Annotated in this window: 9 protein-coding genes; 5 read left to right on the top strand and 4 right to left on the bottom strand. The window is 69.0% G+C overall.

Annotated elements, in window-relative coordinates:
* The 3 genes from QT381_RS10450 to QT381_RS10440 all read right to left on the bottom strand — a co-directional run.
* A partial coding sequence (locus QT381_RS10450; protein ID WP_289248876.1) for a hypothetical protein occupies nucleotides 1-616 on the bottom strand: 616 nt, incomplete at its 3' end.
* Nucleotides 617-642: 26 nt separating this feature from the next.
* Nucleotides 643-2,088 carry an MFS transporter gene (locus tag QT381_RS10445; protein ID WP_289248875.1) on the bottom strand — a complete coding sequence of 482 codons (1,446 nt, stop codon included), beginning with the start codon at nucleotides 2,086-2,088 and terminating at the stop codon, nucleotides 643-645.
* The gene (locus QT381_RS10440; RefSeq protein WP_289248874.1) at nucleotides 2,085-3,353 is read right to left on the bottom strand and encodes an MFS transporter; all 1,269 of its coding nucleotides are present in this window, start codon (nucleotides 3,351-3,353) and stop codon (nucleotides 2,085-2,087) included. Before QT381_RS10440 ends, QT381_RS10445 begins: the two co-directional genes overlap by 4 nt.
* 202 nt (nucleotides 3,354-3,555) lie before the next feature.
* Here QT381_RS10440 and QT381_RS10435 point away from each other — a divergent pair, with 202 nt between their 5' ends.
* The 5 genes from QT381_RS10435 to QT381_RS10415 all read left to right on the top strand — a co-directional run bounded on the left by QT381_RS10435 (nucleotide 3,556) and on the right by QT381_RS10415 (nucleotide 9,410).
* A complete protein-coding gene (locus tag QT381_RS10435) occupies nucleotides 3,556-4,440 on the top strand; it encodes a patatin-like phospholipase family protein (RefSeq protein WP_289248873.1) in 885 nt (294 codons plus the stop codon).
* A gap of 88 nt (nucleotides 4,441-4,528) precedes the next feature.
* The gene (locus QT381_RS10430) at nucleotides 4,529-5,200 is read left to right on the top strand and encodes an ANTAR domain-containing protein (RefSeq protein WP_289248872.1); all 672 of its coding nucleotides are present in this window, start codon (nucleotides 4,529-4,531) and stop codon (nucleotides 5,198-5,200) included.
* A gap of 9 nt (nucleotides 5,201-5,209) precedes the next feature.
* Entirely contained in the window at nucleotides 5,210-5,923 is a 714-nt protein-coding gene (locus QT381_RS10425) for a GAF and ANTAR domain-containing protein (RefSeq protein WP_289248871.1), read from the top strand.
* Between the two features lie 546 nt (nucleotides 5,924-6,469).
* Nucleotides 6,470-8,758, top strand: a complete 2,289-nt coding sequence (locus tag QT381_RS10420) for an ABC transporter permease family protein (protein ID WP_289248870.1) — start codon at nucleotides 6,470-6,472, stop codon at nucleotides 8,756-8,758.
* Nucleotides 8,745-9,410 carry an ABC transporter ATP-binding protein gene (locus tag QT381_RS10415; protein WP_289248869.1) on the top strand — a complete coding sequence of 222 codons (666 nt, stop codon included), beginning with the start codon at nucleotides 8,745-8,747 and terminating at the stop codon, nucleotides 9,408-9,410. Before QT381_RS10420 ends, QT381_RS10415 begins: the two co-directional genes overlap by 14 nt.
* Before the next feature lie 75 nt (nucleotides 9,411-9,485).
* On the opposite strand, the gene QT381_RS10410 is transcribed toward QT381_RS10415, so the two are convergent.
* A complete protein-coding gene (locus QT381_RS10410) occupies nucleotides 9,486-10,613 on the bottom strand; it encodes a fatty acid desaturase family protein (protein WP_289248868.1) in 1,128 nt (375 codons plus the stop codon).
* Nucleotides 10,614-10,709: the final 96 nt, after the last annotated feature.

Genomic DNA, 10,709 nt, shown 5'->3' with positions numbered 1-10,709 from the left:
TCGCGGCGATCACCACCAGGCGAGCCGCGGCATCCGTCAGATCATCCGCGGCGACACTGCTCGAGGGTGCGCCGAGCCCGCTGCCGATCGCGGCCGCGGCCGCGACTCCCACGGTGCCCTCGGTGACCGCTGCCGCGACGGGCGCAAGCCACGGCGATGCGCCGGTCAGGATCGCGCCCGCACCCACCAGGGCCCGGGCGTCGGCGGCCGACACTCCCGCCGTGCGCTGCACGAGCCGGTCGGCGGTGCGCTCGCCCATCCGCTGCGCAAGGCCGGCGTGGCCGCGCTCACGATCCGAACGCCGCGCGAGCTCCGCCGCGACGAGCGCGAGACCACGATCGATCTCACGGCGCACGGCCACCAGCCGGGCCTGCGCGTCGAGCACCTCGTCATCGGACATGCTCACCAGCCGCGCCGGATCCGGGATCGCGAGGTTCGGTGTCATGACCCCATCCTCCCCAACACTCGAACACCCGTTCGAGTCCACGCGAAGAATGTGGAGAACCCGGAGAACCCCAGCCTGTGGAGAACCCGGCCCTGCGAAGAAATCCGCGTGCGGGATCGCGGCATCGATGTCCGCGAGGTCGGCGACGTGGTCCAGGACGATCACGAACACGGCCCCATCCTGGAACCCGCCTCGCCTCAGCCCTCGGATGCGGCGACGGCGCGGGATCTCGTCCCCGCCCGCCGCAGCTTGACGATGCTCGCGACGACGGAGAGCGCGCCGCCGCCGGCCGCGACGTACAGCACCTGGGCGGCCGCGTGCGCCTGGGTCGCGATCGAGCCGAGCGAGGCGCCGGTGAGCACGAGGGCCATGCTCACCGCGCCGCTGCCGGCCGACTGCGCGAGGGTGCGGTTGACGTTCAGGATGCTGGCCGCCGAGCTCGCGTACCGCATCGGGGCGGCCGACATCATGTCGCGGTTGTTCGGCGACTGGAAGATCGCGAAGCCGACGCCCGTGAGGGCGGTCGCGAGCAGCACCTCGTAGATCGGCGGATGCTGCCCCAGGAGCGCGAGCACGAGCAGTCCCGCGGTGAACACGACGAGCCCGATCACGGTCAGCCAGGCCGTGGAGTAGCGGTCCGCGAGCCGGCCCGACAGCGGCGCGACGAACACGATCACGAGCGGCCACGGGGTGAACAGCAGAGCCGACTGCAGCGGATCGGCGTGGTACGCCGTCTGGAACAGGAACGGCAGCGCCACGAACGCCACGCCCTGCCCGAAGAACGACCAGAACGCGGTGAGCACGGCGAGGTTGAAGCTCCCGGTGAACATGTCGAGCGGGATGATGGGCCGCACCGCGCGACGCTCAACGCGCACAAAAAGCGCCCCGAGCCCGATCGTCGCGGCGAGCAGCACCGCGCCCACGACGGCGGTGCCGGGGTCGACCAGCTGGTGGATGCCGAGCAGGAAGCTCGCGACGGTCGCACCGGCCAGCACGGCTCCCGCGAGGTCGTAGTCGCCGCGCGGCGGAGCGAGGTGCGGGATGAACCCGGCCGCGAGAACGGTGGAGACCACGCCGATCGGCACGTTGACGAGGAACAGCCAGCGCCAGTCGAGGTCGACGAGGATGAGGCCGCCGACGGTCGGGCCGGCGCACGTGCCGAGGGCCACGATCATCGCGTTCAGGCCGAGCACGGTGCCGAGCCGCTCCGGCGGGAACAGCCGCCGGTAGATCGGGATGGCGACCGCGAAGATCATCGCCGCGCCCACGGCCTGCGCGACCCGGGCCGCCACGAGCACCGGCAGCGTCGGCGCGAGCGCGCACGCGACGGAGGCGAGGGTGAACACCGGCACCCCGGTGACGAACATGCGCTTGCGCCCGAACTGGTCGGCGAGCCCGCTCATCGCGGGGATCGCGCACGACACGGCGAGCAGGAACGCCGTCGTCACCCACACGGTGTCGGCGGGGTCCGCGTGCACGTCCCGGGAGAGCTGGGGCAGCGCCACGTTGAGGATCGACGCGTCGATGTTCGCCATCAGCATGGCCAGCAGCACGGCGACCATCGAGACGTTCCGCCGCGTCGCGGAGATGGGCGGCGGGGTGGCGCTCGAGCCGGCGGCGCGCTGGTCGGCGCTCGCGCTCATCCGTCGCTCCGGACGGATGCGTCGCCTCGCGCCGTGCGGCGGACGGATGCGGCGTGCGCGACCCAGACGCCGAGCCCGACGAGCGGCAGGGCGCCGGCGAACAGGCACACGCCCGGCCAGCCCAGCCGGTCGTGCAGGGTTCCGGCGATCGCGGAGCAGGCGGCTCCGCAGGTGAACACCGTCGCCATGAAGACCGTGTTGAGGCGCGAGCGCGCGTCCGGTCGCAGCGCGTAGATCTCGTGCTGGCTGAGCACCTGGTGGGACTGCACGGCGAAGTCGAGCATCACGGCGGCGGCCGCGAGCGCGATCAGGTTGCTCGAGAAGAACGCCGCGATGAGCAGACCGAGCACCGCGAGCGTCAGCGCCGCGCCGCTGCCGATGCGGCCCCGGCCGTGGTCGCCGAGCCAGCCGGCGATCGGCGCGGCGATCGCGCCCGCGGCTCCGACCAGGGCGAACATCGCGATGCCGACCTGACCCATCCCGAACTGGTCGGTGAGCTCGAACGCGACGGTCGTCCAGAACGCGCTGAACGCCCCGAACAGCAGTCCCTGGCAGATCGCGCGCCGCCGCAGCGCCGGCTCCGCGACGATCAGCCGGCCGATCGACGCCATGAGCCTCGGGTACGACGGCGCGTCGTGCGGCACGCGCCGGGGCAGGACGCGCCAGACCAGCAGCGAGAGCACGAGCATGATCGCGGCCGACACGAGGAAGATCGACCGCCATCCCCAGGCATCCGCGACGAGGCTCGACAGCGTGCGCGCGAGCATGATCCCGAGCAGCAGGCCGAGCATCACGCGACCGACCATGCGGCCGCCCCGGCCCGGGGGAGCGAGGTGGGCCGCGATCGGCACGACGAGCTGCGTCACCACCGAGGCGAGCCCGACGAGCACGGAGAGCACGAGGAACAGCGTGAACGACGGGGCGAGCGCGGCCGCGGTGAGCGCGGCCGCGGTGGCGACGAGCGTGCACGCCGCGAGCCGCCGGTTCTCGACCATGTCGCCGAGCGGCAGCAGCACCACCATGCCGACCGCGTAGCCGAGCTGGGTGAGGGTGACGACGAGGGCGACCGCGCCCCGGCTGACGGAGAAGTCGTGCGCGATGAGCCCGAGGAGCGGCTGCGCGTAGTAGACGTTGGCGACCGCGAAGCCGCACGTCACGGCCATGACGGTCGTGATCAGGCGCAGGCTGCGCCCGTTGTCGGCGCGCTCGACGCGACTCAGGGGCGGACTCGTCGGCTGGGATGCCGTGCCGGAATTAGTGGACACCCAGTCCACTATATCGGCGGCGGCCGCGGGCCGCGAGGCGTGTCGCGGCCGGGAGGACGGTCTAGGCTTGCGTGCGCCGTCGACCGGAGGAGGTGAGCCCGATGAACGCAGTAGTCAGTGGGCGCTCCCTGCTGTCCACGTTCGCGCGACCGAGGTAGTCGCGACCGGGAGCGCCCACGGCACTTCGCGAAAGGCGACTCCCATGAACACCACCCCGATCACCCCGCGCGCGCTCGTTCTCGGCGGCGGAGGATCCACCGGCAACGCGTGGCTGATCGGCGTCGTCGCCGGTCTCTTCGACGCGGGCCTCGACGTCACCGCGGCCGATCTGACGATCGGCACCTCCGCAGGTTCGACCGCCGCCGCCCAGCTCACGGGCGCGACCCCTCCCGAGCTCTACACCGCCGTCCTCGCGGCCGCGCCGAGGCGGCAGGCCGACCGGGGCGGCGGTCCCGTCCCACCCGTCGGCGACCACCTCGGCCGACTCACCGCCACGATCGACGCCGCCGCGGATGTCGCGGACTTCCGCCGTCGGCTCGGCGGGTCCGCGATCGAGGCGGATGCGGCATCCGACGGCACGTGGTCGGCACGCTGGCGCGCCACGGTCGCCGCACGCCTGCCGGGCGCGCGCTGGCCCGAGCGGCGGGTGCTCCTCACGGCGGTGGACGCTCGAACCGGCGAGCCCGCGGTGTTCGATCGGCACGCGGGCGCCGACCTCGTGGACGCCGTCGCCGCGAGCTGTTCGAGCGGGCACGCCTACCGGATCGGCGATGGCCGCTACCTCGACGGCGGCTACCGCGCGAACGCCGAGAACGCGGACCTCGCGGCCGGCAGCGAACGGGTGCTCGTGCTGTCGCCGCTCGGCGGTCGCAGCCTCATGCCGTCGCACTGGGGCACGCACCTGGCGACGCAGGTCGACGACCTCCGCGCGAACGGCAGCCGGGTCGAGACGGTCGTGCCGGCGAACGAGGTCGAGCACCTGTTCGGCCGCAGGGCGATGGACGTCTCGCTGCGACCGGCGGCGGCCCGCGCCGGATACGCCGAGGGCCGCGCCCGGGCGGGTGTTCTGGCCGCGCTCTGGGGGTGACGCCGTGCGGGGATGCGGTCCCCGCGGCCGTCTAGGCTGAGCGCACGGTTCGCGGACGTCGAGGTCCGTGGACGAACGGACGGGCAGGATGAACGATCGCGATCCGGGCGACGTCGACGACATCCTGTACCGGCCGTTCGTCGACGAGCTGCCCGTCGACGGCGCCGCCGTCTCGACGCTCGGCGACCCGCTCGGCACGGAGACGCTGTGGGCGAGCGACGCGCGCGCCGCCCGCGTCGACGGGATGCTCATCGACCTCGGCGAGGGCCCCACCTGGCTCGCGGCATCGTCCCGCACGCCGGTGCTCGAGGGCGACCTGGCCGCGATCGACGGCGGACGGTGGCCGGTCGCCCACGGACTGCTCCGGTCGATGGGCGTTCGCGGCATCTTCGCGTTCCCGCTGCACGTCGGCGCGCTGTCGCTCGGCGCCGTCGACCTGTTCACCGTTCGGCCGACCCGGCTGTCCGCCGGGTGCGTCGCGCGCGGCACCGCACTCGCCGACAGTGCGGCGCGCGTCATCCTCGGCCGCGCCGTCGCCGATCTCGACGCGGTCGACCCGGCGCCGGCCGACGGCCCGCACTCCCGGCGCGAGGTGCACCAGGCGACCGGCATGGTGGCCGCCCAGATGCGCGTGTCGGTGACGGATGCGCGGCTCGTCATTGCGGCGCACGCCTACGCATCGGGCGAGCCGGTGCTCGGGATCGCCAGCGAGATCGTCGCCAGGCGACTGTCCTTCGAGCCGTCGAACGACCCGACTTAGGATGGCCCGATGACAGCGCACACGCGCGAAGGACTGCTCGTGGAGACCTTCGTCTCCCTCGCCGACTCGCTGGTCGCGGGCTACGGCGTCGTCGACCTGCTCCAGGCGCTCGTCGAGCGCAGCGTCGAGCTGTTCGACGCGACGGCCGCCGGCATCGTGCTGTTCAATGCCGCGCACCGCCTCGAGGTCATCGCCTCGACGAGCGAGCGCAGCCAGTTCGTCGACCTCATGCAGCTGCGCGCCGACGAGGGGCCGTGCTACCTGGCCGCGACCACGGGCGCTCCGGTGTCGGTCGGCGACCTGGACGCGGTCGCCGAGGCGTGGCCGGCCTTCGCCGACGCCGCGCGACGGGCCTCGTTCGTGAGCGTGCACTCCTTCCCGCTGCGGCTGCGCGACGCGACCCTCGGCTCGCTCAACCTGTTCCGCGATCGACCGGGCGGCCTCAACGAGCCGGATGCCGTGGCCGCGCAGGCGCTCGCCGACGTCGCGACGATCGGCATCATCCACGAGCGCACGCTGCGGGAGATGGACCGGACGCGCGAGCAGCTGCAGCGCGCCCTCGACAGCCGGATCGTCATCGAGCAGGCCAAGGGCTACCTCGCCCACACCGCGGGCATCGGCCTGGACGAGGCGTTCGCCCGCATCCGTCAGCACGCGCGTTCCACCCGGACGCGCATCGGCGAGGTGGCGACCGCGGTCCTCGAGGCGCGCCTCTCGCTCTGACCGCGGACAGTCGAACGGGCGCTCGGGACGACACCCCCTTTTTGGGGGCAGAACGAATAAATGCGAAGACCTAATCTCGATCTCGTGAGAAAACGACGCGAAAGCCCATCGGGTCAGCAGCTCGTCTTCATGGGTTTCTGCTGAGCGTCCAGTGAGTTGCGTATTCGCCGCCAGTGCACGTCGCGCATGCTGAGCGCGCGACGATGGTGGCGGGCACGATTGGAAGCTGCCGCAGCCGTCGCCCTCGCCGTCACCTTGATCGCAGTGGGTTGGGCTGATCAGCGGATCGCCACGGTCGCGGATCAGACTGTGAATTCGAATTGGAGGGGCGCGTACGATATTCTCGTCACGCGAGACGGAAGCAGTGTCCGGTCACTGACCGGGGACGATCTCGTTCCGACTGACTTTCTGGGAGCGCATCATGGCTCCACCATTTCGACGGACCTGTGGCACAGGATCGAGTCCTTGCCTGGCGTAGAGGTAGCTGCGCCGATCGGAGTGGTCGGTTCACTGCGTTCTACCCCACTAAACGCGTCGCTATTGGTTGTGGACGACCACGAGAACGGTCAAAGCGACCTCGCCGATCGGCACGAGACGTTTCGAATTACGAGCTCATTGACGCGCTCGACGGGGTTCGGCGACGCGACTGTTTCGAAAGTGAGTGGGCTCGTGTCGCTCGCGAAACGGACGAGTCGGTCCCTCGATCCCAGTCAAGGATCGGGGTATCCAGCCAGCTACTCACCGTTGCAGACCGACTTCTTCTATCTCATCGACGCCGGCGTGATGCCGCAGGTGCCGACCACGATCGTCGCGATCGATCCGGCATCTGAATCCAAACTGGACCAGGCTCGATCCGCGGGAGTATATAAGCAACTTGCCGATCTCCCTGCCGATCGATCTGAACAAATTCCCTCGAACTGGGCAGCTCGGGTCGATTCCGATGAGTTCAGCATACAGAGGCAGGCGTTGACGTCGGCGACTCAAGACGGACCCGAGGTTGTCGTACCCCTCATTGTCAACGAATCGCCTGCGGCACGCTTGAAGCTCACGGTTCACGTTGATCGATACGTCGGGTCGGCCCCGATCAAAGACGAGGGCGATCTTGCGCGCGTCCAGAGCGCGGACCTTGTTCCCTATCGCACTCTCGCCAAAGATGTGTCATCGCTTCTCGTGCCATTTTCGAATCCAGATGTGACAGTTCAATTGGGGAGCGCGAAGCTCAGGGACGGCGAGACCGCGGGGAGCTTGTATCAGAACTTTACCTCGCTGAAAGCGGAAGCTGCGGAGCCACCAACGTACAAGACCTCGCGGACAGGAGTCGGGGGTGACGTCGAAGTTGTTCCCTTGGGAGTGGTGGGGGCTGATGGGCGCCCCGTCGGTGTGGGGCGGATTGCGACCGAGAACCCCGACGAGGGGCTGGGTGCAGCGCGGGCATATCGGAATACTGTTCTGTCGAAAGAGGGCAGCATCCCATTGGCAGCGCCCGTGGGAACGTTTACTTCGAAAGAATTGACCGACGGTGGTGTCGACTCGATCTCCTATGTCCCGTCGGGGCTGTCGAATGGCTCGGGTGCCAAGATCGTCGCGGCGGCGGCGAACGCACCGCAGAAGGTCGGGCAGACGGTCGATTCGAACTTGACCGGGGTGGATTTCATTTCTGACTCACCAGGGGCAATTACTGACCTCGAGGGCGGCCGGACGCTGCGAGGCGATAGTCCGATCGACGCAGTTAGGGTGCGCGTCAAAGGAGTTACGTCGTTCAATGCTGACGGTCGGGCCGCGATCAATTCCGTGGCGCGCAGGATATCGGAGCTGGGTAAGCTCTCGGTGCGAGTCGTCGCCGGCTCATCGCCCGAGACCGTGGATGTGTATGTGCCGGGCTACAACGTGTCTCCTTCTGGCGATGCGGATCTCGGTGTGGTTGCGGAAGAATGGACCACCCTTGGGGCGGCGGTGCGGGTTGATAGCGCGATGAACGATCTGGTGCGCCGCCTGATCGTCTTGACCTGCGCCGGACTGATATTCGTATTTGGCTCGGCCGCTGCCGTCAGCGCTGTTCGCCGCCGACGCGAGAGTGCGTTGCTTAGACAGTTGGGCTGGTCCGAGGCTGCTATTGCGGTATCGCTTCTTCGACGTCAGCTCGTATCTGTGACACTGATCGCTGGCGCCTGCGCGAGCGCGAGCGCGTGGAGTCATTGGGCCGGGACCGTTGTGTCGGTTTCGACGCTCGTGCTGGGTGCGGTGTGTCTTGCGATGGTGCTGTCGACCGTTGTATCACTGGGGGCAGTGCGGACGAGGGACCTGGTGCGAGTGAGAAGTGTCTTCTCGGTTCCCGCGCTGACGGCCCTTCGCGTCGCTTCCACGTGGCGGACGTGGATCACGCTTGCGGTCGGGATCTTGATGACGGGCCTGTATGCCTACTCAACGTCGGCCGCGGTGGATTACGCGGTGAGGGACTCAGGTCGCACCAGACTGAGTGGTGCGGTCCTGGCCGAGGTGTTTGGTCCGACTCTTGCACTTGGTGCGATGGGCCTGGTGGGGGTCTTCGTCCTTCTTGCGCTTGGTGTCGCAGCCTCCAATCGTCAGAGCGAGGGGCTTGAATGGGTGCTGCGGATGCTCGGACTTGATTCATGGATTGCACGACGGATCCGCGTCGTTCAGGTTGCACTCGCAGTGTCCTTCGCGGCAGTAGGCGACCTGATTCTGCTTTTGGTCTTGCGTCCCGAGGGTGATAACGCGTCAGTCCTGCTCTCGATCGCAGTTGGCGGACAGCTGTTGGCGTCCGGTGTTCTTTTCGGAGTTTCCCTAGGGGGGCGGGTTCTTGTCCGACAATGAGGCTCTTATCGGGGCGAGCGGTATTGAGCTCGCCTACGAGCGGCCTGGCGGCTCTCGGTTATCGATTGTTTCTAACCTCAATCTGGATGTCGTTGGGGGCTCGTCGATTTGCTTCTCGGGACGAAGTGGTTCCGGTAAGACCACCGTCCTGCGAGTGCTTGCTGGATTGCAACGCCCGACGGCGGGCGCGGTGATGTGGTCCGGGAGCGATGTGAGTGTCCTGACGGAGAAGGAGCGGCGCAGCTTCCGACGTCTTCATTTCGGAGTGCTGGATCAGGACTCGAGTCTTATCGATGATCTTACGGTTGTCGAGAATGTCATCGTTCCTGCCATGCCGGACGGTCGCGCTGCGGTGAATCGTGCACGCGAACTGGCGAGCGAGCTTTTCGACGCGCTCGGAATTGCGTCCATTGCACGTTCGCTTCCGGCGCGTATCTCCGGTGGCGAGCGACAGCGTGCCGCGTTGGCACGCGCATTGATCTTGTCGCCCGAGGTCTTGATCGTGGATGAGCCGACGGCGAATCTGGACGTGGGCGCTGCGGCGAGCGTTGTCGACCTTATTGCGAAGTTTGCGTCCGGTGGCGGGGCCGTGATCGCGGCTAGTCATGATCCTTCTGTTGTCGGGTCATCGGACGTCGTCGTCGCGATGTGAGTGGCGGCCGGTCGATGAAGTCCATTCGGTCTGACGTGCTCGGGCCGTTGGCTTGCGGTCCCGAGCGCGCCGGGGCTAGAGCGCCCGGCGCTGTGCGGCGAGCGGACAGTCGAAGGGGTCGCGCTCGCGCAGCCCGACGCGATTGAGGTAGCGCAGCACGGTGCGGTAGGACGACACGAGCCCGACCTGGGTGTACGGCACGCCGAGGGTGCGGCAGTAGTCCGCGACGAGCGGCGCGGCACGGCGGAGGTGCAGGCTCGGCATCGACGGGAACAGGTGGTGCTCGATCTGGTAGTTGAGGCCGCCCATCGCGATGTCGAGCAGCCGGCCGCCCCGGATGTTGCGGCTCATGAGCACCTGGCGGCGCAGGAAGTCGTGGGTGACGCCGGCGGGCACGACGGGCATGCCCTTGTGGTTCGGTGCGAACGACCCACCCATGTAGAAGCCGAAGACTCCGAGCTGCACGACGAGGAACAGCACGGCGATCGCGGGCGACAGCACGAGGAAGACGAGCGCCGTGAACCCGCCGAGCCGGATGCCCATGAGCGCGATCTCGACGGCCCGGCGGTCGACGTGCTCGCGCTCGAACACGCGTCGCACGCTCGCGACGTGCAACGAGATGCCCTCGAGCGGGAGGATCGGGAAGAAGAACGCACCCTGGTGCGCCATCGCCCAGCGCAGCGCGGGGCCGTGCCGACGCGCCTGCGCCGCCGAGAACTCGATCACGGGCACACCGAGGTCGGGGTCGGAGCCCACCTTGTTCGGGTTCGCGTGGTGGCGCGTGTGCTTGTGCCGCCACCATCCGTAGCTCATGCCGACGAACAGGTCGCCGATCAGCAGGCTCGCCCAGTCGTTCCAGCGGCCCGACGCGAAGATCTGCCGGTGCGCGGCGTCGTGGCCGAGGAACGCGGTCTGCGTGAACAGGATGCCGAAGGCGGCCGCCGTGAACAGCTGCCACCAACTGTCCCCGATGCCGATGAACAGCGCGATCGCCGCGCCGATGGAGAGGGGCACGGCGGCGAGCCGGGTCCAGTAGTAGCCGTACCGGCGCCGCAGCAGACCGGCTTCGCGCACGGTCGCCGCGAGCCGCGTGTAGTCGCTCGACGGCGACGAGCGGGCCGGCCTCGACTCGGCCGGCTTCGACTCGGCCGGCTTCGGGCGCGCGGCGGTCGATCCGGATGGTGGGGCGGTGGTGGGGACCATGGTGAACCTCGATGACGAGAGGCCGGAGCCGGCGGAGAGGAACCGAGGTCTGGGGGTCCTTGCCCGAACGGTAAGGACCCGCCGTCGCGACGCACA

The organism is Galbitalea sp. SE-J8, assembly GCF_030345695.1.
Taxonomy (GTDB): domain Bacteria; phylum Actinomycetota; class Actinomycetes; order Actinomycetales; family Microbacteriaceae; genus JAUASV01.
Note: the sequence above shows the minus strand (reverse complement) of the source record. Positions and strands in the feature narration are given on the sequence as shown.

Coding starts and splice junctions, on each gene's coding strand:
- QT381_RS10445 (WP_289248875.1), bottom strand. CDS start 2,088: ATGAGCGCGAGCGCCGACCAGCGCGCCGCCGGCTCGAGCGCCACCCCG.
- QT381_RS10435 (WP_289248873.1), top strand. CDS start 3,556: ATGAACACCACCCCGATCACCCCGCGCGCGCTCGTTCTCGGCGGCGGA.
- QT381_RS10430 (WP_289248872.1), top strand. CDS start 4,529: ATGAACGATCGCGATCCGGGCGACGTCGACGACATCCTGTACCGGCCG.
- QT381_RS10425 (WP_289248871.1), top strand. CDS start 5,210: ATGACAGCGCACACGCGCGAAGGACTGCTCGTGGAGACCTTCGTCTCC.
- QT381_RS10410 (WP_289248868.1), bottom strand. CDS start 10,613: ATGGTCCCCACCACCGCCCCACCATCCGGATCGACCGCCGCGCGCCCG.